At 74.5% G+C, this 24,947-nt stretch carries 15 protein-coding genes and 1 pseudogene; 9 read left to right on the top strand and 7 right to left on the bottom strand.

Features of this window, described 5'->3' with window-relative positions; genetic code table 11:
- The first annotated feature begins 47 nt into the window (after positions 1-47).
- Positions 48-1,589 (top strand): IucA/IucC family protein, encoded by a 1,542-nt coding sequence (locus ACIQPQ_RS19890; protein WP_401305901.1) that lies wholly within the window; start codon positions 48-50, stop codon positions 1,587-1,589.
- Between the two features lie 202 nt (positions 1,590-1,791).
- On the opposite strand, the gene ACIQPQ_RS19885 is transcribed toward ACIQPQ_RS19890, so the two are convergent.
- From ACIQPQ_RS19885 to ACIQPQ_RS19870, 4 genes are all read right to left on the bottom strand, one after another.
- Positions 1,792-2,595: a hypothetical protein gene (locus ACIQPQ_RS19885; protein ID WP_401305484.1), complete on the bottom strand. Its 804-nt coding sequence runs from the start codon at positions 2,593-2,595 to the stop codon at positions 1,792-1,794.
- Positions 2,592-3,104 carry a hypothetical protein gene (locus ACIQPQ_RS19880; protein WP_401305482.1) on the bottom strand — a complete coding sequence of 171 codons (513 nt, stop codon included), beginning with the start codon at positions 3,102-3,104 and terminating at the stop codon, positions 2,592-2,594. The genes ACIQPQ_RS19885 and ACIQPQ_RS19880 overlap by 4 nt, the downstream gene beginning before the upstream one ends.
- Positions 3,101-5,350 (bottom strand): glycoside hydrolase domain-containing protein, encoded by a 2,250-nt coding sequence (locus ACIQPQ_RS19875; RefSeq protein ID WP_401305480.1) that lies wholly within the window; start codon positions 5,348-5,350, stop codon positions 3,101-3,103. The genes ACIQPQ_RS19880 and ACIQPQ_RS19875 overlap by 4 nt, the downstream gene beginning before the upstream one ends.
- Before the next feature lie 1,126 nt (positions 5,351-6,476).
- Positions 6,477-7,073, bottom strand: a complete 597-nt coding sequence (locus ACIQPQ_RS19870; RefSeq protein ID WP_401305478.1) for a TetR/AcrR family transcriptional regulator — start codon at positions 7,071-7,073, stop codon at positions 6,477-6,479.
- A 121-nt stretch (positions 7,074-7,194) separates the two neighbouring features.
- Between ACIQPQ_RS19870 and ACIQPQ_RS19865 the strand changes: the two genes are divergently transcribed.
- The 6 genes from ACIQPQ_RS19865 to ACIQPQ_RS19840 all read left to right on the top strand — a co-directional run bounded on the left by ACIQPQ_RS19865 (position 7,195) and on the right by ACIQPQ_RS19840 (position 19,418).
- The gene (locus tag ACIQPQ_RS19865) at positions 7,195-7,989 is read left to right on the top strand and encodes an alpha/beta hydrolase (RefSeq protein WP_401305476.1); all 795 of its coding nucleotides are present in this window, start codon (positions 7,195-7,197) and stop codon (positions 7,987-7,989) included.
- A 245-nt stretch (positions 7,990-8,234) separates the two neighbouring features.
- Positions 8,235-10,097 carry a methyltransferase gene (locus ACIQPQ_RS19860; protein WP_401305474.1) on the top strand — a complete coding sequence of 621 codons (1,863 nt, stop codon included), beginning with the start codon at positions 8,235-8,237 and terminating at the stop codon, positions 10,095-10,097.
- A complete protein-coding gene (locus ACIQPQ_RS19855) occupies positions 10,081-16,107 on the top strand; it encodes a beta-ketoacyl synthase N-terminal-like domain-containing protein (RefSeq protein WP_401305472.1) in 6,027 nt (2,008 codons plus the stop codon). Before ACIQPQ_RS19860 ends, ACIQPQ_RS19855 begins: the two co-directional genes overlap by 17 nt.
- A gap of 68 nt (positions 16,108-16,175) precedes the next feature.
- A complete protein-coding gene (locus ACIQPQ_RS19850; protein ID WP_401305470.1) occupies positions 16,176-17,915 on the top strand; it encodes an acyl-CoA dehydrogenase in 1,740 nt (579 codons plus the stop codon).
- A gap of 131 nt (positions 17,916-18,046) precedes the next feature.
- Positions 18,047-18,961 (top strand): HipA family kinase, encoded by a 915-nt coding sequence (locus tag ACIQPQ_RS19845; protein WP_401305468.1) that lies wholly within the window; start codon positions 18,047-18,049, stop codon positions 18,959-18,961.
- 97 nt (positions 18,962-19,058) lie between these two features.
- A complete protein-coding gene (locus ACIQPQ_RS19840; protein ID WP_401305467.1) occupies positions 19,059-19,418 on the top strand; it encodes a SelT/SelW/SelH family protein in 360 nt (119 codons plus the stop codon).
- On the opposite strand, the gene aceB is transcribed toward ACIQPQ_RS19840, so the two are convergent.
- Positions 19,408-21,036, bottom strand: a complete 1,629-nt coding sequence (gene aceB / locus ACIQPQ_RS19835) for a malate synthase A (RefSeq protein WP_401305465.1) — start codon at positions 21,034-21,036, stop codon at positions 19,408-19,410. The two genes, ACIQPQ_RS19840 and aceB, sit on opposite strands and share 11 nt — an antisense overlap.
- Before the next feature lie 196 nt (positions 21,037-21,232).
- Positions 21,233-21,847, bottom strand: a pseudogene (locus ACIQPQ_RS19830) (NTP transferase domain-containing protein); the annotation flags it as partial.
- Positions 21,848-22,030: 183 nt separating this feature from the next.
- On the opposite strand from ACIQPQ_RS19830, the gene ACIQPQ_RS19825 reads away from it, so the two are divergent.
- Entirely contained in the window at positions 22,031-22,345 is a 315-nt protein-coding gene (locus tag ACIQPQ_RS19825; protein WP_401305464.1) for a DUF5955 family protein, read from the top strand.
- 85 nt (positions 22,346-22,430) lie between these two features.
- On the opposite strand, the gene ACIQPQ_RS19820 is transcribed toward ACIQPQ_RS19825, so the two are convergent.
- Entirely contained in the window at positions 22,431-23,231 is an 801-nt protein-coding gene (locus ACIQPQ_RS19820) for an IclR family transcriptional regulator (RefSeq protein ID WP_383777210.1), read from the bottom strand.
- Positions 23,232-23,557: 326 nt separating this feature from the next.
- Here ACIQPQ_RS19820 and allB point away from each other — a divergent pair, with 326 nt between their 5' ends.
- Positions 23,558-24,895, top strand: a complete 1,338-nt coding sequence (gene allB / locus ACIQPQ_RS19815; protein ID WP_401305462.1) for an allantoinase AllB — start codon at positions 23,558-23,560, stop codon at positions 24,893-24,895.
- The last annotated feature ends 52 nt before the right edge of the window (positions 24,896-24,947 follow it).

Genomic DNA, 24,947 nt, shown 5'->3' with positions numbered 1-24,947 from the left:
CCGAGGCCCCCGAGCCGTCCGCCGAGGCCCGTGCCCGGCGGGCCGAGGTGCTTGCCCTCGCTCCCCTCCTGAACTGCCTGATCAGGGAGGTGGCGGTGCCCCTGCCGTCCTCGGCGGGGCGTCCCGCCCACCGTCTCCCGTCCGGCCGTGAGCTGCGCGTCCGGGGCACCCGTCGCCCCGCCGCCCCCGAGGTGCGCCCGCCCGGCGACGCCACCTGGCGCTCCCTGGACCACGACGGCCTGATCGCCGTGGTGGCGGAGGAACTCCGGGTGCGGACGGGGGTGGACCACCCCGGCCTGCCCGCCGAGATGCGCGACAGCAGGCACGTGCTGGAGGCGCTGCTCGCGGCGCGCGCAGAGGCCGACGCCCCCGCCGACCCGTACCTGGTCTCCGAGCAGAGCCTGCTCACCGGGCACCCGTACCACCCCGCCCCCAAGACGCGCGGCGGCGGCGCCCCGACCGGCTGGCTGCCGTACGCCCCGGAGGCCTGCGCCCGTTTCCCGCTGACGCTGCTGGCGGTGCGCGAGGACCAGGTGGTGGAGGAGGGCGACACGGCGGCCCTGGACACGCTGGGGGAGGCGCCGCCCGGCTACCGTCTGCTACCTGCCCACCCCTGGCAACTCGCCCTGCTCGGCGACGCGTTGGCGCCCGCCTTCGCCGACGGCCGTCTGGTCCGGGTGGGCGGGACGTCCGAGGCGTGGTGGCCCACGGCGGCGGTCCGCACCGTGTACGCGCCGGAACGTGACCTGTTCCTGAAGTTCAGCCTGGACGTCCGCATCACCAACGACGTACGCCGCCTGTGGCGCCACGACCTGCTGCGGCTGCGCCGGGTCGACGCGGCGGTGAGCCGCGCCTTCGCCGCCGCAGACGCGCCCGCCGACGGGACCGCCGACGGGACCGGGGGCGGGGCTGGGGGCGAGGCCGGGGGCGGTCGCTCGGGCTGGCTGAGCGACCGCGGGTACCGCACGGCCCGGTTCGCCTTCGAGGAACTGGCCGTCATGGTCCGCGACGGCCTGCACGCCCATGTCGCCCCGGGGGCCACGCCGTTGCTCGCGGCGGCCCTCGCGGAGGGCTTCGACGGCAACCCCCTCGCCACGACCCCGGACCCGGCGGGCTGGTGGAAGGCGTACCTCGCGGCGGTCGTCCCCCCGGCCCTGACCGCCTTCGACCGGCACGGCGTGGTCGTGGAGGCCCACCTCCAGAACACCCTGGTCACCGTGTCCGCCGACGGCACCCCCGTCCAGGCCCTCTACCGGGACGCCGAGGGCGTCAAGCTCGTCGCCGAGACGGGGCGGGCGGCGGGCTGGGAACGGCTGGTCTACTGCCTGGTCGTCAACCACCTGCTGGAGATCGCCGCCGCGCTCACGGAACACCACCCCGGCCTGGACCCCTGGCCGCCCCTGCGCGCCGAACTCGCCCGCCACACCGCCCCCGAGGCCCACGCCCTCCTCACGGCCCCCACCCTCCCCGGCAAGACCAACCTCCTGCTCCGCTGGACGGACGCGGACGGGGCGGACGCCCGCTATCTGCCGCTCGGCAACGTGCTGACGGGCGGCGCGACGGAGGGGTCCGGCCAGGACATCGGCTGAGACGGCCGCGCAGCCCCCGCGCGCATCGCTCGTCCGGGGGCCGCACCCTAGGCCGATGGAGAGCCTGATCCTGCCGCCACGCCGTCCCCGGGGCGCACGCCGTCCGCTCGGCCCGACCCCCGCCGACGAGATGTACCGGCTGGTCCGGTGGACACAGGTGGACTACCCGGTCCGTCGGACGGACCGGGCCGCTCGCGTACGGTCAGGCGGCCGCGACCTGACGGCGTTCCAGGTTCCGGGCCGCCCTGCGCCGTTCCGCCGCCTGGACGTCGACGGGAGTGCCCGCGCCCTGGCCCGGGGTCAGGTTCCAGCCGCGGATCCTGCCCGCGACCTCCGCCAGCAGCGGGTCGCCCGGCTTCACGTCGATCGAGAACAAGGACTCGTCGACGTGCCGGTCGTCGCCTCCCCAGCGCACCACGCCGTCGAGTTCGGCGAGAACGTCGCGGATCACCGTCAGCTCCGGGGCGAAGAACCCGCCCCGGGAGCCGGGAGGGTAGAACGCGGGCCGGATCCGTACGGCCGTGCCGGAGGCGAGGTTGCCCTCGGTGCGGCCCTTGCGGACCGTGCCCGGCCCCTCCCAGCCGGTGACCTCACCTGTCCGCACCTCGCCGACCTCGTAGTGGAATCGGCGGATCACGTGGACCAGTACCGTCTCGACGTCCCCGGTGCGCACCGCGACACCGGTCAGCGGGGTGCCCGGGACGGGGCGGGTGGCGATGCTGCCGCCACCGTCGATGACCTTCTCCATCTCCCATCCGTTCGGGCTCGCCGTGCGCGTGCGCACCCGCTGCTCGCCGCGCTCGAAGCGGCGGAACGCCGTACGGATCTCCTCACCGGTGGGAGTCGTCGAGCCCGAGGCGCCCGCGGGGCCCGGGGCCTGAGGCGAGTCGGCGTAGGCGGGCGAGGCGAGGGCGAAGGAACCGGGGAGGGAGGCGAGGAACGCCGCTCCGGCCAGCGCCCCGGATTTGGTGAGCAGAGAACGGCGGGACATACCGGGCTTGGTCATGCGCTTCCTTTCGTGTCGTGGGTGAGGGAGGGGGGTCGACGGCCGTCGGACACCGTCCGTGACGCCGCGGCGGTCAGCACACCCAGGGCGGCGAACACCGTCGCGGCCGGATTGATCCAGGACGGGACAGCGGCCGGGTAGCCGCTGTCCTCGCCGGTACGGCAGGTGAAGCGGAGTGGGAGGTAGCTGTGCTCGTATCCGCGCACCATGAAGGCGGAGGTCTCGCCTCCGGCCTCCTTGCATGCCTGACGCATGTTGAGGTCCTCCATGGCCAGCACGTGCAGGATGCCCCACAGGTAGACGCCGAGGGCCGCGCCCGCGCACAGCGCGGCACCCGACCTGACCCACACCCGCGGGTCGCCGGGAGCGCGCTGTGCGAGGGACGAGCCGATGTACACGAGCAGGCTGAGGAGCACCAGGAGTCCGCAGACCACGACGAAGAACACCGCGGTCTGGTCGAAGCCGCCGGACGAGGAGAAGGGAGAGGCGAGCACCACGGCAGAGGTCATCGCATCATCCTGTTGTACTTCTCGAAGATGTAGTACAGCGGCATGCGCTTTCGGGCGTCGGTGAAGGCGGGCTCCACGGGTCCCTGGTAGCGGCGCAGCACCTCGTAGATCTCCGAGTCCGTGTAGTCGATGTTCGGCATCCGCTTCATCGGCGTCTCCCGGTCACCCCCCGGTTTTCCGGAGGCCGCCCAGATGTGGGCGTGGCCGACGCTGGTGAGGGCGAAGTCGTTGTCGGTGCGCAGCTTGTCCCAGACGTAGAAGATGTCCGCGTCCTTGGCCGGGTCCTTCTTGGTGCCGCTGACCAGCCCGAGGTCGATGGAGTTGTTCCATGCCAGGACACCCACGAAGCCGAACATCTGTCCGACTCCGGTGCTGCTGTCCCGCAGCCCGCTCACGACGGGCAGGCCCTTGCCCCAGTCGGGGATCACACCGGTGTGGTAAAACCACACGCCGACGTCCTTGCCGAGGTCCTCGTTGCCGTAGTGACGGAACTCCCAGAAGGCGGTCGTCTGGATGAGCGCCTTGCGCATGCCGTACGCGCGCGCGGTGTCCGTGACGGCGGCATCTCCCGCCATGATCGTCTCCAGGCACTGCGTGGTGGTGTACAGCCTCCCGTCGTCCTCGGCGAACCCGATGCTCTCCATGTACGCCCGGATGTCGGCTCGCAGCCCCGGGAAGTACGCGGAGTTGAACCGGACGTCGGGGGTGCGGCTCTTCGGAATGTTGAACGATCCCTGACCGGTGTCCCGGCCGGAGGCGATGTTGACGTCGATGTTGATCGACCCGTTCCCGGACCCGATCGTGCGCGTGACGATCTGGTCGTACGCCCAGTTAGAGGGGAGGGGGAAGCCGAAGTTCCCGGAGAAACCGGAGGACATGTCGGAGACGAAGGACGCGGTGGCGTGGCCCGCCTCCCCGACCCGGGTGCAGACGTTGCGCGGGCCGTAGACACCGACCGCGTACATGTTGCCGTTGGACGCCATCGCGTCCTCGATGCCCTTGAAGTACGGCAGCACGTTGTCGGTGACATCGTGGTCCAGCGCGTCGAAGTCGACGGCGAAGAAGATCCGGGTCCCGTTCTTGAAGCCGTGGTCCTGTGCGGCGTTGACCGCGGCCTGCCCGGCGGCCCGCCCCGTCGGGTAGTTGAAGCCGTCCGCGTCACGGCCGTAGGTCTGGTAGATCGGGAAGCAGCGCAGCCCGCTGTCGGCGATCGTCTGCAGTTCGCCGGGCTGGATCGCCTTGTGGACCAGGTCGCCCGTGGGCGCCGGGTCCGGGTTGGTGAGATAGCGGCCGACGTACTTGATGCCCTGGGCCTTCAAAGTGGCGGCTCGCGCGGGCGTGATGAGGGTGACGCCGTCGCATGCCTCCCCGTCACGGTTCTGGTCACCGTAGGAGACCAGCAGGGAGGCCCAGGTGGAGAAGTCACCGCGCCCAGTCCTGGGCAGCATCACGAACGCCTGGAAGTCGCTCACCTCGGTGCTGAGCGCGGCGGTGAAACTGCTGGTGAAGGAGACAGGGCGCTGGTTCAGGGCCATCGCGCCCGAGAACAGCTGGACCCATACACCGGACGAACCCTGCCCGACGGCATGGTCCTTGAGCCCGCTCTGTGTGCCGGGCCCGAAGACGCCGTTGGCGACGCCGTCGGCCATGCCCAGCTCGTACTGGACCGCGAAGAGCATCGACTTGGCGACGTCCCGGGAGTGGTGGCCGTCGCAGGGGATCGGATAGAAGTCCTTGCGCAGCACGTAGCGCCCGTTCAGCCACTGCTGGACGGAACGGATGACGCCGGAACCGTTGTTGACGGTGACGTAGGCGTCCATGTTGAACAGGCCCTTGCAGACCTTGGGCCAGATCGCGTGCCCGGGGTAGGTGCCCGAGACCCCCATGTCCTGGTTGAGCTTGGCGACGCCTGCCTGGACACGCTCGTTGTACGTACCGTCGATGCCGCCCCCGTCGTACCCCTTGCAGTAGAGGGCGGCCTGGAGGGTCTTGCAGAGATTGCCCGAGACGACCGTGGTCTCGTCGAACTTGCCGTACCGCTCGGCGATGGTGGCGAGGGTCGTCGGACCGAAGCTGTTCGACAGCGCGGTGATACCCATCTCGTGCTGAAGCGCCCGGGTGAGGGCGTACATGACGGTCCAACTGGTCTGACCGTTCTCGGTCAGTTTGGATATGCCGAGCGTCGCTCCGTCGTTGTACGTGGTGTTGATGAACCGCTGGGCTTGCAGCACCATCTGGTCGGCCATGAAGTGCCTTTCGTGGAAACGGTGGGGTACGAGAGCCGGGAGCGTCCCGGCGGAACGGCAGCCCGGCGACCGCTGATCCGCAGCCCGTCCGGTCGGCAGGCTGCTTGATCCGCTGCGCCGGAGGCGCTCCGTCGGCGGTGTTCTTGTTCGCGAGACCGGATGGCAGGGGTCAGGTTGACCACGTCCTCGGCGGTGGCCGGCATCGGAGTTCTCCGACGGCCGATACACCCCGCGCGTGGGCGAGGACGTCAGGCCGGTGCCCCGAGGGTCGACATGGGGCGGATTCGGTGTTTGACCGTGCTCCTGCCGTTCGCGGCTGACGCGGCGGGGCCGTTCATGAACGGCCCTTCACTTGAAGCGCCCGGTCGGCAGCCGCCGCACGGGCGGAGACCATGGCTGACCCGAGAATCGGCCTCGGCGTCGTCAGGCGGGCGTGGGCGGTGTGTCCCCGGTGGTCGGGACCTTGCGGTCGGGGACGCCCGGTGGGGGACGGTCCTGTCGGGCACGAGACGGGAGGCGGCCGCTTCGCCGTCGAACTGCCGGACCCACTCGGGTCCTTCGGCTGTCCCTGCACCGCCTCCACCACCGGCGAGCGTCCCGACGGCAACGGCAACGGCATTGGCAGCCACGCCGGAGGCGGGCCGGCTGGCGGGCGAGGCCCCGGTGCCGCTTCACGTAAGCGCCGTCGTGCGGGTGTTCGTCCTGCCCGATGCGACCGCGAAGCACTCTGCCGGTGCCGCGGAGAGCTTCGCGGCTCACGGGTGCGCAGCCGCCGACACGTGGCGTGGAGCCTTCGTCGGGAAGCCACCCGGTTTGGGAACCTTGCCGACTCGCAGCGCACAGTGCCCCTCATGTGATGGGTTCGGTTAAGCCTTTCGGCCGATGCTCACGGTAGACGCCGATCCAGCGCTCTGGCCCGACCGCACGGAAATACGACGCGATCATGTCGTCGGCCGCTGTCGGCAGAAACCCGGACGTCACCGTCCCGCAGCTGCTCTCAAGTGGGCTTTTGCTCCGCTGGAGAGGCAAAGCGACGCCTTGGATGGCAGGTGCACGGAACTGGCTGTTCTTCGACGCCCATGCCCGTCAGGGGTGTTCGTCGCGTGGTGGGTCTACGGCTTGTGGTTCAGTTCAGACCCGCACGGTCCGCGCGGAGTTCGGCCAGCCCCGCCCGCAGCGAGGCCAGTGACTCCTCGGACTGGCCCAGGTAGCCGCCGATCATCGCACCGTCCCGCAGCAGCACCATGCGGCGGGCGGCGTGTGCCGGATCGGGGTGACCGGCGCGGCTGAACAGGTCGAGCAGGACGCTGTGGAACCAGGCGCGGTGGGTCTGGACCGCGCGGTGGATCGGGCTGTCGGGGTCGGGGAACTCCACGGCCGCGTTGATGAAGGGGCAGCCCCGGAAGTCCGCGCCGCACACGGTGGCGGAGATGCCGACGACGACCGCCTCCAGGAGCTGGTCCGGGTCGTCGAGGGACGCCTCGGCCGCCCGGTACTGCGCCCGCAGCTCGTTGTCCTTGGCCTCCAGGTAGGCGGTGACGAGGTCGTCCTTGCCGGAGTGGTGGCGGTAGAACGTCGCCCGGGTGATGGCCGCCTCGGAGATCAGCCGCTCGATGCCCACCGCCCGGATGCCCTCCGCGTAGAACAGGCGCGCGGCGGTGTGGAGGAGGCGTTCACGCGGGGTCAGGGAGCTTTCGGCGGGTTCGCGGTCGTGGTCGTGCATGTCCCCAACATAGCGACCCGCCGATCTGCTGCTACGGTGGGAGAAAGACCGGTCGGTCTACCTGATGTCCCGGCTGTTCACAGGTCCGCCCGCCCCCCTCCCCGCCCCGGAGCGTGTCCCCATGGCCTTCACCGACGTCGTCCTCATCCACGGCCTCTGGATGACCCCGCTGAGCTGGTCGGACTGGGCCCGGCGGCTCACGGAGCGCGGGTTGCGCGTCCACACGCCGACCTGGCCCCGGATGGACCACCCGATCGCCGAACTGCGCGCCGACCCCTCCCTGGTGGGCGGCCTCGGGGTCACGGAGGTCACCGATCACCACGCGCTCCTGATCGAGGGCCTGGACACGCCGCCGCTGATCATCGGGCACTCCGTGGGCGGCCTGGTCACCCAACTCCTCCTGGACCGGGGCCTCGGCGCCGCCGGAGTCGCCGTGCACCCCGGACAGACCAAGGGTGTGTGGGGTCTCCCGCCGGTCCAACTGCGCGCCGCGCGGCCTGTGTTGGGAAACCCGTTCAACCTGAACAAGGGGGTTCCGCTGACCGCCGAGCAGTTCCACTTCGGCTTCGCCAACGCGCTCGACGCCGCCGCCTCCCGCCGCGCCTGGGAGACCTTCCACGTCCCCGCGCCCGCCCGCCCCCTCTTCCAGGCGGCGTTCGGCAACCTCACCCCGCGCGCCGCCACCCGCGTCGACTACCGCCGCCCGGACCGTGCCCCGCTGCTGTTCGTCGCCGGGGGCCTCGACCGCACCGTGCCGTCCTCGGTGGTCCGCGAGAACCACCGCCGCTACCGCAGCGGCGTCGTCGAGCTGAAGGAGTACCCGGCCCGCTCCCACTTCACCGTGGGCGAGCCCGGCTGGGAGGACGTCCTCGACGACGCCGTGCGGTGGGCCGAGCAGGTCTCCCCGCAGCACTGAACCCCGGTCGGCCGCGGCACTGAACCCCGGTCGGCCGCGGCGCTGAACTCAGGACGGCCGCGGCGCGCTGAACTCAGGACGGCCGCGGCGCTCGGCCCGGCCGTCGCAGCACGCGGCGCCCGGTGGAGGCGCACGCCGGAGCGGGCGCCGCGCGCGGGCGGACACTCCGTCGGTGCGCGGTTCCCCGCCGTGATCGATGCGCATAGGCTGCTGACCCGCCGGAACAGCTCTACGGGAGAGTCTTGGTGACGATTCGTCAGCACGTGCCGGTGCGGCTGTGCCAGGAGGACGCGGACGCGCTCGCCGACGCCCTGGAACGGGCGCGTGGACACGACACCGGCACGGCGTTACGGCTCCTGCTCCCCGGACTCGCTGAGGCGGAACGGTCGGCCGTCGCCGCCCACTGCGCCCTGGCCCATGTCGCGGTGATGGTCTTCCCGCCCTCGATCGGCCTGCTCCGCACGTCACTCACCGATCTCGGCCTGACCGTCGGCCCGCCGACCCCGAGCACGGTCGTACGGGAACGCGTCGCCCGTCGGCACGGCCTCGACCCCGCCGGACTCGACGTGGTCATCCTGCGGGCCGCCGTCCCGGTGGCGGGCGGGAACCCGCGCGAGGTGGAGGTCTTCGCCCTCGCCACGGACGACGGCACCCGGCACGGGCCGATCGCCGCCCGTGAACGCGCCGAACGGAACGAGTCCCACGTGGCCTTCGGCGTCCCGGACGCCGACGAGGTCGTCCTCGCCGGGCTCCGCGCGCTCCTGACCGGCCCCGGCGCGATGCGCGCGGACGGCGGGGGACACAACGCCCACGAAGACACCACCGTCCTCTACTTCCGTACGCCACCCGGAGAGCCCGACGGCACGGCGTCCCCCTCGGGGGAACAGGGGCAGCGGCTCGAACTCGGCGCCCCCGGACGCTTCGAGAGCGCCCTGACCACCCACACCGCGGCCACACACGCCCCTTGGACACCGGAGACACCGGACACACCGGACCACAGCCCTGCGGAGCCGACGGCGCTGGCAGGGCCGACGGCGCCGACGGAACCGACGGCGCCGATGGCGCCGACGGAACCCGCCCGCAGGCTCCTGGAACTCATGACGGGAGCCTGGGCCACCCAAGCTGTCGCCGTCACCGCCGAGTTGGGCATAGCCGACCACCTTCCGGCCCCCGGAACCCCCGACGAGGCGCCCGCGCTCCCGGAGCTGGCCGAACGCGTCGGCGCCCGGCCCGATCCCCTAGCCCGCCTGCTGCGCTACCTCGCGGCCCTCGGACTCCTGGAGCGCCGGGGAGACGCGTACGCCCTCTCCGCGACGGGACGGCTGCTGCGCGAGGACGCGCCCCGCTCGCTGCGGCCCCTCGCGCTCCTGTACGGCGGCCCCTTCTACCGGTCCTTCGCGGAGCTGGCGCACTCCGTCCGCACGGGCGGCGACGGCTTCGCCCGCCTCCACGGCCGGGGCCACTTCGACCACTTCGCCGCGGACCCGCGGCTCGCGGACCTCTTCGAGCGGGCGATGGCGGCCAGCGCCGAGATGTTCGACCCGATCCCCGGACTCGTCGACCTCTCGACGGCCTCCGTCGTCGTCGACGTCGCGGGCGGCAACGGCGAACTCCTGGCCGGAATCCTGACCCGCCACCCCCACCTGCGCGGCGTCCTGCTGGAGCGGCCCGGCACCCTGGAGGCCGCCCGCGAACGCCTCGCGCGGGCCGGGTGCGCGGACCGCTGCACCTTCGTGGCGGGCGACTTCACCACCTCCGTCCCGACCGGCGGGGACGTCTACCTGCTGTCGCGGGTGCTGCACGACTGGGACGACGAGACCTGCGCCGCCCTCCTGCGCCGGTGCGCGGCGGCGATGGCGCCGGGCGCGCGGCTGCTGCTCGTCGAACGCGTCCTGCCCGAGGACAGCCGGCCCTCGCTCGCCCCGGCCTGGGACGTCCACATGCTCTGCAACGTCGGCGGCCGGGAGCGGACGGCCGCCCACTACGGCCGTCTCCTCACCGCCGCCGGTTTCACCCCGGGCGCGGTGTCGCCCCTGCCGCTGGACGCCCACCTGATCCGCGCCCGCCGCACCCCCAGCCCGGAGCCCTCCCATGCCCCTCACTCCTGACGACTACCTCGTCCGGCCCCCTGCCCCCGCGCGCGGCGACACCTTCCGCACACTGCCCGACGTGTTCGCCGAGGCCGTGGCCACCCGCGGCGACGCGTACGGGGTACGGGGCGCGCGGCGCCGGTGGACCTGGCGGCAGTGGGACGAGGAGTCCGCCGCGCTCGGGGCCGGGCTGCGGCGGCTCGGCGTCGGCGCCGGGGACGTCGTGGCCGTACAACTCCCCAACTCGTGGGAGTTCCTTCTCGCGCACGTGGCGATCGCCGCCGCCGGGGCGGTGATGCTGCCCCTGCACCGGGCCCTCGGGGAGCGGGAGGTGCGGGCCCTGCTGGAACGGGCCGGGGCCCGGCTGCTCGTGGTCTCCGCCGACGCGGCCGGTGCCCTGCCGACGGCCCGTCCCGCCTGCGTACGGCACACACTGGTCACCTCCGGCCCGCCGGACGCCCCTGCCGGTCCGGAGGGCCTCACGGGTCCGGCCGGTCCCGCCGACCCCCAACACCCCACCACCGTCTCGTCGTTCACGGACCTCGTCCGCGCGCACGCCGGTGCCCGACCCGACCCCGTCCCGGTCACGCCCGACGCGCCGTTCGTCCTGCTGCCGTCCTCCGGCACCACCTCGGCCCGCCCCAAGATCTGCCTGCACAGCCACGGCGGACTCCTGTCCAACGCGGCGGCGGTCGCCGAGGACGGCCGGGCCGACGCCGACCGGACCCTGATCAGCGCCAGCCCCTTCACCCACCTGTTCGGCCTGCTGTCGGTCCACCTGACCCTCCTGACCGGCGCCCGTCAGGCCCTCCTGCCCGCCTGGGACGTCGACGCCCTGCGCGCCCTCGCCGACCCCGGCGAGCGCACCGTCCTCTTCGCCGTCCCCGCCCAACTCCGCGACCTGACCCGGCGCGCGGCGGACCCGACCGCGCCCGAGGCCGACGTACGGCTGCACGAGGTGCGGACCGGCGGCGCCGCCGTCCCCGGCGACCTGGTCACCGACGTACGGCGGCTGCTGGGCGCCACAACCGTCGTGCAGTGGGGCATGTCCGAACTGGGCGCGGGCACGTACACGCGGCCCGGTGATCCGCCCGAGGCCGCCGTACGCGGCATCGGCCGCCCCGTCACCGGCAGCGCCGCCCGCGTCGCCGCGCCCGACGGGACGCCGTGCCCGGACGGAGAGACCGGCGAACTCCACTTCCGAGGAGCGCACTTGTTCCGCGGCTACCTCGGCGACCCCGCCACGACCCGGGCCGCGTTCACGGGCGACGGCTGGCTGCGCACCGGCGACCGGGCCGTCCGCCACGCCGACGGCTCCTTCTCCTACCGGGGCCGGGAGGCGGAGCTGATCAACGTCGGCGGGACGAAGTTCAGCGCCTCCGAGGTCGAGGGCCTGCTCGCCGGCCTGCCCTTCGCGGCCCTCGCGGTCGGCGCCCGCCCGGACCCCCGGCTGGGCGAGATCCCCTGCCTGGTGGCCACCCCGCGCCCCGGGGCCGACGTCGGCCTCGACGAGGTCCGGGCCCACCTGCGGGCCAAGGGGGTCGCGGAGTACAAGTGGCCGCTCGACCTGCTCCTCGTCGACGAGGTCCCGATGACCCCCACCGGAAAGGTCGCGCGGGCCGCGCTGGCGTCCCTGCTGGCGGCCCCGGCGCCGGGCGCAGACCCCGGGTGGGCCGCCGCGCTGGCCGCCCTCGGCCCGGCGGAACGCCTGCGCCGGGCCCGCGACCTCGTCGAGGAAGCCGTACGGGAGGCCACGGACACCGCCCCCGACACCGCCCCCGACACTGGTCCCGACACCGGTCCCGGCGGCCAGGACGTCTCCCCGGACGCCTCGTTCCGTGACCGGGGGATCGGCTCCCTCGCCGCGGTGCGCCTGGCGGCGGTCCTGGCCGCGCGGACCGGTCTGCCCGTCTCCGGCACGGCCGTCTTCGGCCATCCGACCCCGCCGTCCCTCGCCGCCCACCTGCTCGCCCTCGCGGCCGAAGCCTCCGGGACACGGACGGGGACGGGCATCGTGAAAGAGGCGGAAGCGGGGGAAGCGGCGGACATGGCGGACGCGGTGGACACGGGCCGCCGTGCGGACGGGCGCGCGGGCCCCGCCTCGGCCGCCGCCTCGGCCGCCCGCGCCGACCCCGTCGTCATCACCGGGATCGGCTGCCGCTTCCCCGGCGGCGTCCGCACCCCGGACGACCTGTGGCGGATCGTCGCCGACGGGCGGGAGACACTGGGCGACTTCCCCGCCGACCGCGGCTGGGACCTCGCCGCCCTGCGCCACCCCGACCCCGGCCACCCCGGGTCGACCCCGGCGCGCGGGGGAAGCTTCCTCGACGACGTCGCCGGGTTCGACGCCCGCTTCTTCGGGATCGCGCCCCGTGAGGCGACGGCCATGGACCCGCAGCAGCGGCTCCTCCTGGAGACCGCCTGGGAGGCGCTGGAGCGCGCCGGGACCGACCCGGCCACCCTGCGCGGCTCCCGTACCGGCGTCTTCGTCGGCATGATGGCGTCCGACTACGCGCCCCGCCTCCACGAGCACCCCGAGGCCCACGACGGCAGCCTGCTGACCGGGAACGCGGCCTCCGTCGCCTCCGGGCGCATCGCCTACACCCTCGGGCTGACGGGCCCCGCGCTGACCGTCGACACCGCCTGCTCGTCCTCCCTCGTCGCCCTCCACCTGGCCCGCCACTCCCTCCTGCGCGGCGAGTGCCGGCTGGCGCTCGCGGGCGGGGCCACCGTCATGTCCACCCCCGCCTCCTTCGTGGACTTCGGACGGCAGGGCGCGCTCTCCGCCGACGGCCGGTGCAAGCCCTTCGCCGCGTCCGCCGACGGGGCCGCCTGGGGCGAGGGCGCCGCGGTCCTCGTCCTGGAGCGGCTTTCGGACGCCGTCCGCGCGGGGCATCCGGTGCTCGCGGTGCTCGCCGGGTCGGCCGTGAACCAGGACGGTGCCAGCAACGGCCTCACCGCGCCCAGCGGTCCGGCGCAGGAGCAGGTCATCCGGCAGGCCCTCGCGGACGCGCGGCTCTCGGCCGCCGACATCGATCTGGTCGAGGCGCACGGCACCGGCACCCCGCTGGGCGACCGGATCGAGGCCGAAGCCCTCCTCGCCGTCTACGGCACCGACCGGCCCGCCGCACGGCCGCTCGGGCTCGGCTCGGTCAAAGGCAACATCGGACACACACAGGCGGCCGCCGGGGTCGCCGGGGTCATCAAGACCGTCCTCGCCCTGCGTCACGCCACCCGGCCCCGCACGCTGCACGCCGACGCACCGCACCCCGGACTGGACGCGGACAGCGACGGACCCGTCCGGCTCCTGCGTGACGCGCTGCCCTGGCCCCCGGGACCACGGCCCCGCCGCGCGGCCGTGTCCGCCTTCGGCATCAGCGGCACCAACGGCCACCTGATCCTCCAGGAACCACCCCACCCCGACGCACAGCCCCACCCGCATCCGCAGTCCTCTCCGCACCCGCAGCCCCCTAGGCACCCCCACCCGGATGCGCAGCCCCTGCCCTGGGTCCTGTCCGCCCGGACCCCGGCCGCGTTGCGTGCCACGGCCGCCGCGCTCGCCGAGATCCCGGAGATCACCGACCCCGCCGCCGCACGCCAACTCGCCCTCACCCGGACCGTGTTCGACCACCGGGCCGTGATCGTGGCCGACGGCGACCCCGACGAACTCCGGCGCGGGCTAAGGGCGGTGGCCGAGGGGGAGTGGCATCCGCGGGTCGTCACCGGACGCGCCCGCCCCCGCACCCGTACGGTCTTCGTGTTCCCCGGCCAGGGGGCCCAGTGGCCCGGCATGGCCGCCGAACTCCTTCACACGGAAGGGCCGTTCGCGGACTCCCTCGCCGCCTGCGACCGGGCGCTCGCCGCGCACGTCGACTGGTCGGTGGCCGACGTCCTGCGCGGCGCCCCCGGTGCCCCGCCGCTGACGCGGGACGACGTGGCGCAGACCGCGCTCTTCGCGGTGATGGTCGCCCTCGCCGCGCAGTGGCGTGCTCACGGCGTCCGCCCCGACGCCGTCATCGGGCACAGCCAGGGCGAGATCGCCGCCGCCCACGTGGCGGGCGCCCTCGGTCTGGAGGACGCGTGCGCCGTCGTGGCCCGGCGCGCCGCCGCCGTCCGCGCGCTGCCCCCGGGCGCGATGGCCACCGTCGCCCTGTCCCGGCGGGACACCGTGGCCCGGATCGCCGCCTCGGCCGACCCGGAGACCGCCTCGCTCACGGTCGCCGCGGTCAACGCGCCCCGCGCCACGGTGGTGACCGGTCCGCCCGCCGCCGTCGCCCGGCTGGTCGCCGGACTGACCGCCGAGGGCGTCCGCGCCCGCGCCGTCCCCGTCGGCTACGCCTCCCACTCGGCCGCCGTCGAGCCCCTCCGCGCCGCCCTGCTCACCGGCCTCGCGGATCTCGTCCCCCGCCCGGCGGAAGTCCCCTTCTACTCGACGGCCGAGGGCGCGCTCCTCGACACCACCGCGCTCACTGCGGAGTACTGGTACGGCAACCTGCGCCGCCCCGTCGAGTTCGCGGCGGCGGTGACGGCGGCCCTCGCCGACGGCTGCACCGCGTTCCTGGAGATGAGCCCGCATCCGCTGCTCACCCACGCCGTCCTGGAGACCGCGGAGGCGGCGGACCGGCCCGCCACCGCCGTCGGCACCCTCCGACGCGGCGAGGGCGGCCCCGAACGGTTCCTGCTGTCCGCCGCGGAGGCGTTCGTGGCGGGCGTACCCGTCCGCTGGGACACGGCGATACCCGAGCCAGAAGCGGGAGTTGGGCTGGTCGACCTGCCCACGTACCCGTTCGAGCGCACCCGCCACTGGCTCACCCTCCCAGGCCGTACGACCGCCCCCACCCCGCAACCGGCCCCCGCACCCCCGGCCCCCGTGACGGAGCCGCCGGTCGGCGCGGCCGACGTCCTGGACCTCGTACAGGCCCTCACCGCCGAGATCCTCGGCTACGCGGACGGCGCCGGACCGGCACCGGACGAGACGTTCCTCTCCGCCGGGATGACCTCGCTGTCCGCCACCCACCTGCGTACCCGCCTCACCCACCGCCTCGGCGTACGGCTGTCCGCCACCGCCGTCTTCGACCACCCCACCCCCGCCGCGCTGACCCGCCACCTCACCGCCCTCCTGGCCCAGCTTCACCGCGCACCAGCCCCGGACGCCCAACTCCCTTACACCGAGGGGCCGTACGGCGGAGAGCCGCACGGCGAACTCCCGGACGGTCTCGAAGCCCTCTACCGGCGGGCCCTGGCCGCGGGCCGCGCCGATGTGGCCCTGCGCCTCGTCGGGGACGCCGCCCTGCTGCGGCCGTCGTTCGACGCGGCCTCCCACGCCGCCCACCTCCCCCCGGCCGTGCGGCTGGCCGACGGGGACACCGCGCCCGCCCTGGTGTGTTTGCCGTCCCTCGTGCCGCTGTCGGGGCCGCACGAGTACGCCGCGTTCGCCCACCTCCTTCCGGGCGGCCACCGCGTCGACGCCCTCCCACACCCCGGTTTCGCCCCAGGGGAGGCCCTGCCGGGGGACGCCGAGGCGCTGCTCGCCGTGCAGACGGCGGCCCTGACGCGGCTCGGGCCGGGCACCGCGTACGTCCTGTGCGGGCACTCCTCGGGCGGCCTCGTCGCCCGCGCGCTCGCCGCCCGCCTGGAACGGCTCGGGCGGCCCGCGGCGGGCCTCGTCCTACTGGACACCTTCGAGGGCGACGGCCTCCTCGACGCCGGGCCGCTGTCCCGGTTCCTCGCCGCCTCCGCCGCCCGTCACGACCTGCTCGGGTCCGCCGGGACCGGAGTCACCCGCCTCACCGCCGCGGGGGGTTACCTGCGGCTGCTCGGCGACCTCACCGGCACCCCGGCCGCCACCCCGACCCTCCTGGTCCGCGCCGCCCGCCCGCTGCCCGGCACCCCGCCGGACGCGCCGGAGGCCCGCCGTCCGGCCGCCGACGACACCGCCACCGCCGACGGCGACCACTTCACGATGATGGACGCGCCCCGCGCGGCCTCGGCCGCCGCCCTCGTCGCCGACTGGCTGGCCGCCCGGTGACCGCGCCGCCCGCCCCGGACCCGCGCCCGGCCCCCGCCCCCGCCCCGACCGCGAAGGAAGCCACAGCCATGACCGCCCCGTACGACCGGGACCTCGTCGACCTCCTCACCGACGCGTCGTTCGACCGGTTCGCCTCCGGCGACCCCGACCCCGCCGCGTGGGCGTACGCGGGCCTGCGGCGGATCACCGCGGCCCTCGGCGGGGAGAAGCCGCTGCTCGCGGACCACCGCAGGCTGCGGCAGTTGCTCGAACTGGCCGCGATGACCGACCCGGTCCTCTTCCACGTCCTGTTCCTCCACCACTGCATGACCATCGGGCCCGCCCTGGACCACGGGGCCCGGCCCGACGACGTCGCCGCGCTCGCCTCGGCCGACGCCGTCGGCGCCGCCCTGATGACCGAACTCGGCCGGGGCAGCAGCAGCGCGGACATCCGCACCCGCGCCACGTACGACCCCGCGACCGACGGGTTCGTCCTCGACACGCCGGAACCCGGCGCGGCCAAGTACCCGCCCAACGTGGGCCTGCCGGGCGTCGCGCGGCTCGCCGTCGTCAGCGCCCGCCTGCACGCGGGCGGCGCCGACCGCGGCACGTTCCTGTTCCTCGTCCCCCTCGCCGACGACCACGCGCCGCTGCCCGGCGTGGTCGTACGGCGGCGGCCCCCGACCGCCCTGCTGCCGCTGGACTACGCCACCGTCGCCTTCGACGGCGTACGGCTGCCCCGGCACCGCTGGCTCGCCGACGGCGCCACCCTCGACGCCGACGGCCGGTTCCACGACCCGCTGGCCGACCCCGCGGCCCGTACCGCGCGCAGCCTCGGCATGAGCCGGTTCGCCTGCGGCGCCGTCACGGCGGGCCTCGCCGCGACGGCGCGCGCCGTGACCGCCCTCGCTCTGCGGCACGCGGTCCGCCGCCGCACCCACGACCGGCTCGCGGGCGACGTGCCCGCCCTCGCCCACCACCACCAGCGGCGCCTCCTGTTCGGCGCCGCCGCCCGCGCGCGGGCGGCCACCGCCCTGGCCCGCACCGTCACCGAGGACTGCTGGTCCGTCCCCGGCGGCGGCGGACGCGGCAGCGGCCCCGCGCCCGAGGTGATGCGCCGCTGCGCGCTGGCCAAGGCCGCCGCCGCCCGGCTCGCGGAGACGGCGGTCGCCCGGAGCCGGTCCGCCGCCGGTGCCGTCTCGTTCTTCTCCGAGAACCGGCTGCTCGGCCACCACGGGCTCGCTCTCGCCTTTCAATCCGCGGGTGGCGACAACCGGCTGATCCTCCTCGACGCGGCCCGCTCCATGGCCGCGGGCACCGGCTACACGCCCCCGGCCGGGGACGGGCCCGACCGGTGGACCACGCTGTTCCGGGCCCGCGAGCGCCTGCTCCACGAGCGGCTGACCGGCGCCCTGCGCGCCGCCGAGGCCGCGGGCACCGACGGCTTCCGCGCCTGGGACGACGCGAGCGACCTGGCCGAACGGTTCGCCGCCGCGCACCTCACCCGCGTCACCGCCGAGGCGTCCCACGCCGCGCTCCCCGCGCCCGGTGCGCCGAACGGCCCTGACGTCCGCCGCGCTCTCCACCTGCTGTTCTGCGCCGAGGAGACCCTGGCCGACACGGGCTGGTTCCACGAGGCCGGACTGCTCACCGTCGAGGAGTCCCGCACCCTCCCGGACCGGCTGGCCGAGACCGTCCGGGGCCTGGCGCCCCACGTGGACACGGTGCTGGACGTGCTCGGCGTACCCGACGGCGTGACCCGCGGCCCCCTCGCCGACGACGACTACGTCGCCACACTCTCCGCGGACGGGCATCCGGCGACGTCCTGACGGCCGACGGGGCGGCGGGGCGGCGGCGTGCCACGCGGGGCGGTGCGCGCGGTGTGGCACGCGGGGCGGTCCGCCCTGGCCCCCACCTTTGGTTACTATCCCCGGATGGGTGAACTGAGGGGTCCCGCGCCATGCTGAGACAGGTCGTCGCCACCCGCTACGTCGAACCCCTGCGTTCCGGCGGCTCCGTGCCCGCCGTCGTCGAGGCCGACGACCTCGGCACGTACGTCGTCAAGTTCACGGCGTCCGCGCAGGGGCGCAAGGCGCTCGTCGCCGAGGTCGTGGTGGGGGAGCTGGCGCGGGCGCTGGGGCTGCGCTTCCCCGAACTGGTCCTGGTCGACTTCGACCCCGCGATCGCCGACGCCGAGCCCCACCAGGAGGTCCGCGACCTGCACGCCGCGAGCCCCGGCCTCAACCTGGGCATGGACCACCTGCCGGGCGCCCGCGACTTCACCCCCGAGGTCGCGCAGGTCTTCCCGGTGGACCCCGAGGAGGCCGGACGGATCGTCTGGCTGGACGCGCTGACCGCCAACGTCGACCGTACGGTGCACAGTTCGAACCTGATGGTGTGGCCGACGTCCGGCACGGTGCCCGCCCGGCTCTGGCTCATCGACCACGGCGCCGCCCTCGTCTTCCACCACCGCTGGGACGGCGCCGACCCCACCCGGCGCTACGACTTCCGCCACCACGCCCTCGGCCGCTACGCCCCCGACGTGACCGCCGCAGACGCCGCGCTCGCGCCCCGCGTCACCGAGGACCTGCTGCGGGCCGTCGTCGCCGAGGTGCCGGACGCCTGGCTCGCCGACGACCCCGCCTTCGACGGGCCCGACGCGGCCCGCGCCGCGTACGTCGCGCATCTCCACGCGCGCGTGGAGGCCTCCGCCGCCTGGCTGCCCACCGACTTCCCCACCCGCGAGGAACTGGCCGCCGAGGACGCCCGCCGCACGGCCAGGACCCGCCAGGAACGCCCGGACTGGCTGAAACGCGTCCCCGACCTGCACGGGAGACCGGCGGCGGAACAGGACTGGTCCATCCACCTGGGCTGACGGCGACGAGGTCAGCCGGGGTGTTCCTCGGGCCGGTGGCTGGGACGCCTCGGGGCGGGGGCCGACGCGCGCTCCGGGATGGGTGACAATCTCCGCGATGAACACCACCGAGAACCCGCCGGACCCGGCGCACGACGCCCCCGCCGACCAGAGCCCCGCAGAGCAGCCCCGCCGCGTCGAGATCGAGTACTGCACCCAGTGCCGCTGGCTGCCCCGTGCGGCCTGGCTGGCGCAGGAACTGCTCACCACCTTCGAGGCCGAGCTGACCGAACTGGCCCTCAAGCCGGGCCGCGGCGGCGTGTTCGTGGTCCGGGTGAACGACGAGGTCGTCTGGGACCGGCGCGAGCAGGGCTTCCCTGAGCCGACGGCCGTCAAGCGGGTCGTCCGCGACCGGGTGGCCCCGGGGAAGTCCCTGGGCCACTCGGAGCGCGGCGCGTCCGGCGAGGTCAGCCCCTGAGCCGCTCGTACGCCGGGAGGGTCAGGAAGTCGGCGTAGTCCTTGTCCAGGGCGACCGTCAGCAGCAGGTCGTGCGCCTCCTGCCAGTGCCCGCCCGCGAAGGCCTCCTCACCGATCTCGGCGCGTACGGCGGCGAGTTCGCGGGCGGCGATCTCCCGCGTCAGCTCCGGCGTGGCCCGCACGGTCGCGCCGTCGTGCTCGAACTCCACGCCCGCGTCGATCCACTGCCAGATCTGCGAGCGGGAGATCTCGGCGGTGGCCGCGTCCTCCATCAGGTTGAAGATGGCGACCGCGCCGAGCCCGCGCAGCCAGGCCTCGATGTACCGGATGCCGACCTGGACGGCGTTGACCAGCCCGTCGTACGTTGGCCGCGCCTCCAGCGAGTCGACGGCGAGCAGGTCGGCCGCCGTGACGTGGACGTCCTCGCGCAGCCGGTCCTTCTGGTGGGGCCGGTCGCCGAGGACGCGGTCGAAGGACTCCAGGGCGATCGGCACCAGGTCCGGGTGGGCGACCCAGGACCCGTCGAACCCGTCGCCCGCCTCGCGGTCCTTGTCCGCGCGGACCTTCTCGAAGGCCACCTTGTTGACCTCGGGGTCGCGCCGGGAGGGGATGAAAGCGGCCATCCCGCCGATCGCGTGCGCGCCCCGCCGGTGGCAGGTGCGGACGAGGAGTTCGGTGTAGGCGCGCATGAACGGGGCGGTCATCGTGACCGCGTTGCGGTCCGGGAGGACGTACTTGGCGCCGCCGTCACGGAAGTTCTTCACGATGGAGAACAGGTAGTCCCAGCGGCCCGCGTTCAACCCGGAGGCGTGGTCGCGGAGTTCGTAGAGGATCTCGTCCATCTCGAAGGCGGCCGTGATGGTCTCGATGAGGACGGTCGCCCGGATCGTGCCCTGCGGGACGCCGAGCCGGTCCTGCGCGAAGACGAACACGTCGTTCCAGAGCCGGGCCTCCAGGTGCGACTCGGTCTTCGGGAGATAGAAGTACGGTCCCTTCCCGAGGTCCAGCAGCCGTCGCGCGTTGTGGAAGAAGTACAGCCCGAAGTCGACCAGCGCGCCCGGCACTTCCGCGCCGTCGACCCGCAGATGACGCTCGTTCAGGTGCCAGCCGCGCGGCCGGGTCACCACGGTGGCCAGTTCCCCGGCCGGGCGCAGCGCGTACGCCTTCCCGGAGACCGGGTCGGTGAAGTCGATCCGGCCGCTGTAGGCGTCGATCAGGTTGAGCTGGCCGAGGACGACGTTCTCCCAGGTGGGCGCGGAGGCGTCCTCGAAGTCCGCGAGCCACACCCGCGCCCCGGAGTTGAGGGCGTTGACGGTCATCTTCCGGTCGGTCGGCCCGGTGATCTCCACCCGGCGGTCGTCCAGAGCCTGCGGAGCGGGCGCCACCCGCCAGGAGTCGTCGGCGCGGATCGCGGCCGTCTCCGGCAGGAAGTCGAGGGTTCCGGTGCGGGCGATCTCGGCGCGGCGCTCGGCGCGGCGGGCCAGCAGTTCGTCCCGGCGCGGGGTGAACCGGCGGTGCAGGTCGGCCACGAAGGCGAGGGCCGCGTCGGTGAGGACCTCCGCCTGCCGGGGCAGGGGCTCGGCGTCGACGACGGCCGGGGTCGGCGCTGGTGCGGACATGAGCGGTCACTTCCTTCGACGGGCGGGACACTCCGGATGTGGATATTAGTTTCCTCATTGTGGAAGTTCAACGGTGGGTGGCAGTGGGTGGCGGCTCCGGGCCGTCCGGCCCACCGAGACCGAACGGACCATCGAGACCGCGCGGACGACCGGGGCCGTCCGGCCCGCCGACGTCGCCGGGTGTGCCGAGGCCGTTCACGTGTCTCAGGTCGGCGGGGGTGTCGATGTCGTACGGGCGGGCCACGTCCCCACACTCCACGAGCCGGAGCGTGTCCGCGTGTGCCGCGAGGTAGGCCCGCGCGCCCCGGTCGCCCGTCGCGGTCGCCGCCACGCCCGCCCAGTGGTCGGCGCCGAGCAGCACCGGGTGCCCGCGCCGCCCGTCGTAGGCGGCCGACACCAGCGACGCCGGGCCCTCGTAGGCCGCCCGGACCCGCGCCAGGGCCGCCGCCCCGATGCCCGGCTGGTCCACCAGCGCGACCAGCGCCGCGCGCGCCCCCGTACCGGCCAGCGAGTCCAGCCCCGCCCGCAGCGAGCCGCCCATGCCGTCCGCCCACCGCCGATGGACCACCACCACGCTGCCCGCCAGCCGCGCCCGCTGCCGGACGGTGTCGGCGGCGGCGCCCAGGACCACGTGGACGCGCGTACAGCCCGCGGCCCGCAGTTCCGCGACCGCGTGCTCGACGAGCGGGCGCCCGTGGAGCGTCAGCAGGGCCTTGGGGTGTCCGCCGAGGCGCCGCCCGCCGCCCGCGGCGAGGAGCAGACCGGTGACCCGGTCCGCCGTGTCGTCCGTGCTGCCTTCCTGATCGTTCATGCCCTCCTGCATACCTGACGGAGCGACAGCGGCGTACCGTCGCGGGGCCGCCGCGCGGGGCGGGATTTCGGTCCGCGGTGTGGCGCGGCGGGTGCCGGGTGGCGTTTACTGGCCCGCGTCCTCGGACGGCCGACCACCGTCCGGAGGTGGTCCGGTGACAGCGCGCCCTGGGTGGGGAGGGCCGTGGTGCGGAGCGTGGGGCAGAGGGCAGTGACCGGCAGCGAAGAAGACCCGAGGGTCGTGGGACTGCGGACGGCGGTCGCCCGGCTGCGGCGCGAACTCGCCGCGCTTCCGGCCGAGTTCCCGGACCGGGTGATCGCCGAGGACGAACTCGCCGCGCTCGCCGCGATGGTGACCCACGGCGTCCCCGAACCACCCCGGCTGCGCCGCTCGTTGCTGCTGGTCGCGGGCGCGATCGGCTCGGTGAGCGCCCTGACCCGCGCGCTCACGGACGTACGTCACGCCGTGGAACTGTTCGGCCGACCGCCGCGCGGATGACGGGACGTGCGGACGAGGGGACTGGGGAGACGGGGTGATGGGGAGACGGAGGGACGGGGGCGAGGTGGGGGAGAGGCGGGCCGGGTCAGGCGGGCGGGCCGCCGGGGTTCGACAGGGCCTGCGACAGTTCCGCCGCCACCTGCTGGAGCACCGGCACGATCCGTTCCGTCGCGGACTCGGTGACCCGGCCCGCCGGGCCCGAGATGGACACGGCGGCCGCGGTCGGGGAGTCGGGCACGGGCACGGCGAGGCACCGGACGCCGATCTCCTGCTCGTTGTCGTCCACCGCGAACCCGCCCCGGCGGACCTCGGCGAGCGCGGCGAGGAAACCGTCCGGGGTGGTGATCGTCCGCTCGGTCGCGGCCGGCATGCCCGTGCGGGCCAGCAGCGCCCGCACCTCCTCGTCCGCGAGTCCGGCGAGCAGCGCCTTGCCCACCCCGGTCGAGTGCGGCAGGACACGGCGGCCGACCTCGGTGAACATCCGCATCGAGTGCTTCGACGGCACCTGCGCCACGTAGACGACCTCGTCGCCGTCGAGGAGCGCCATGTTCGCCGTCTCGCCGGTCTCCTCCACCAGACGCGCCAGATACGGCCGCGCCCAGGTGCCGAGCAGCCGGGACGCGGACTCGCCGAGCCGGATCAGGCGCGGGCCGAGCGCGTACCGCCGGTTGGGCTGCTGGCGGACGTAACCGCAGGCCACCAGGGTGCGCATCAGGCGGTGGATGGTGGGCAGGGGCAGGCCGCTGCTCGCGGACAGCTCGCTCAGCCCGACCTCGCCGCCCGCGTCCGCCATCCGCTCCAGCAGGTCGAAGGCGCGCTCCAGGGACTGGACGCCGCCGGTCGTGGACTTGGCGGAGTCGGTGGTGCGGGCGCTCGACGGGGGCACGGCGCGTTCCTTTCGGCACGGTCGGGAAGAGCTGAAGCCTACCCGGCGGCCGGTCGACGGCCCGGCCGTACGGCACCACGTTCTGGCAGACGGAAAGCCTATTCCATTCAGTGGAAAACTCCAGGGTGACGGTGGTCGGCGCCGGGGCGACGGGGAACTCTTGACGGCGTGCGGGGCGGGAGTGAAGACTCCTTCAACAGAACGTTGAAATTCGTTACGCGGGCGTCACGGCCACGTGAACCCCGCGCACCGGAGGCCGACGGACGGGTGCGGGCCGACCGCGGGCAGGCGGAGCGCGTGCGGACCGCGGGCAGAGAGGGGACCGGGTGTCCGAGGCTCCACTGGTACTGCGCTCGACGCGCGTCGTTACACCGGAAGGGACCCGCGCCGCCGCGGTCGCCGTCTCCGACGGCACGATCACGGCCGTCCTGCCCCACGACACGCCCGTCCCACCCGGCACCCGCCTGGAGGACCTCGGCGACGACGTCCTGCTGCCCGGCCTCGTCGACACCCACGTCCACGTCAACGACCCCGGCCGCACCGCCTGGGAAGGCTTCTGGACCGCCACCCGCGCCGCCGCCGCCGGAGGTATCACCACCCTCGTCGACATGCCGCTCAACTCCCTCCCGCCCACCACCACCGTCGACCACCTGCGCACCAAACGCCGGGTCGCCGCCCCCAAAGCGCACGTCGACGTCGGCTTCTGGGGCGGCGCCCTGCCCGACAACGTCAAGGACCTCCGCCCCCTGCACGAGGCGGGCGTCCACGGCTTCAAGGCCTTCCTCTCCCCGTCCGGCGTCGACGAGTTCCCCCACCTCGACCCCGCGCACCTGGCCCGCTCCCTCGCCGAGATCACCGCCTTCGGCGGCCTGCTCATCGTCCACGCCGAGGACCCGCACCGCCTCGACGCCGCCCCGCAGCGCGGCGGCCCCCGGTACGCCGACTTCCTCGCCAGCCGCCCCCGCGCCGCCGAGGACAGCGCCATCGCCCAACTGATCTCCCTCGCCCGCGAGTCGGACGCCCGCGTGCACGTCCTGCACCTCTCCTCCGCCGACGCGCTGCCCCTGATCGCCGCGGCGAAGGCGGACGGCGTCCGCATCACGGTGGAGACCTGCCCGCACTACCTCACCCTCACCGCCGAGGAAGTCCCCGACGGCGCCAGCGAGTTCAAGTGCTGCCCGCCGATCCGCGAGGCCGCCAACCAGGACCTCCTGTGGCAGGCCCTCGCCGACGGCACCGTCGACTGCGTCGTCACCGACCACTCCCCGTCCACCGCCGACCTCAAGACCGCCGACTTCGCCACCGCCTGGGGCGGCATCTCCGGCCTCCAGCTCAGCCTCCCCGCCGTCTGGACCGAGGCCCGGCGCCGCGGCCACGACCTGACGGACGTCGTCCGCTGGATGTCCGCGCGCACCGCCGCCCTCGCCGGCCTCGACCGCAAGGGCGCCATCGCCCCCGGCCGCGACGCCGACTTCGCCGTCCTCGCCCCCGACGAGACCTTCACCGTCGACCCGGCCGCCCTCCACCACCGCAACCGCGTCACCGCCTACGCCGGACGCACCCTCCACGGCGTCGTCCGCTCCACCTGGCTGCGCGGGGAACGCGTCTTCTCCGAAGGGGAGTTCACACCGCCGAAGGGGAGGCTGCTCAGCCGTACGGGCTGACGGCGACGTCGGCTGCCGTTCCCTTCCAGCCCCGCCTGCCCCCATCCGTCTT

The organism is Streptomyces sp. NPDC091281, assembly GCF_044757425.1.
GTDB lineage: Bacteria > Actinomycetota > Actinomycetes > Streptomycetales > Streptomycetaceae > Streptomyces.
Note: the sequence above shows the minus strand (reverse complement) of the source record. Positions and strands in the feature narration are given on the sequence as shown.

Excerpts from the sequence above, each read along its gene's own strand:
- ACIQPQ_RS19885 (WP_401305484.1), bottom strand. The coding sequence starts at position 2,595 with ATGACCAAGCCCGGTATGTCCCGCCGTTCTCTGCTCACCAAATCCGGG.
- ACIQPQ_RS19880 (WP_401305482.1), bottom strand. The coding sequence starts at position 3,104 with ATGACCTCTGCCGTGGTGCTCGCCTCTCCCTTCTCCTCGTCCGGCGGC.
- ACIQPQ_RS19875 (WP_401305480.1), bottom strand. The coding sequence starts at position 5,350 with ATGGCCGACCAGATGGTGCTGCAAGCCCAGCGGTTCATCAACACCACG.
- ACIQPQ_RS19870 (WP_401305478.1), bottom strand. The coding sequence starts at position 7,073 with ATGCACGACCACGACCGCGAACCCGCCGAAAGCTCCCTGACCCCGCGT.
- ACIQPQ_RS19865 (WP_401305476.1), top strand. The coding sequence starts at position 7,195 with ATGGCCTTCACCGACGTCGTCCTCATCCACGGCCTCTGGATGACCCCG.
- ACIQPQ_RS19855 (WP_401305472.1), top strand. The coding sequence starts at position 10,081 with ATGCCCCTCACTCCTGACGACTACCTCGTCCGGCCCCCTGCCCCCGCG.
- ACIQPQ_RS19850 (WP_401305470.1), top strand. The coding sequence starts at position 16,176 with ATGACCGCCCCGTACGACCGGGACCTCGTCGACCTCCTCACCGACGCG.
- ACIQPQ_RS19845 (WP_401305468.1), top strand. The coding sequence starts at position 18,047 with ATGCTGAGACAGGTCGTCGCCACCCGCTACGTCGAACCCCTGCGTTCC.
- ACIQPQ_RS19840 (WP_401305467.1), top strand. The coding sequence starts at position 19,059 with ATGAACACCACCGAGAACCCGCCGGACCCGGCGCACGACGCCCCCGCC.
- aceB (WP_401305465.1), bottom strand. The coding sequence starts at position 21,036 with ATGTCCGCACCAGCGCCGACCCCGGCCGTCGTCGACGCCGAGCCCCTG.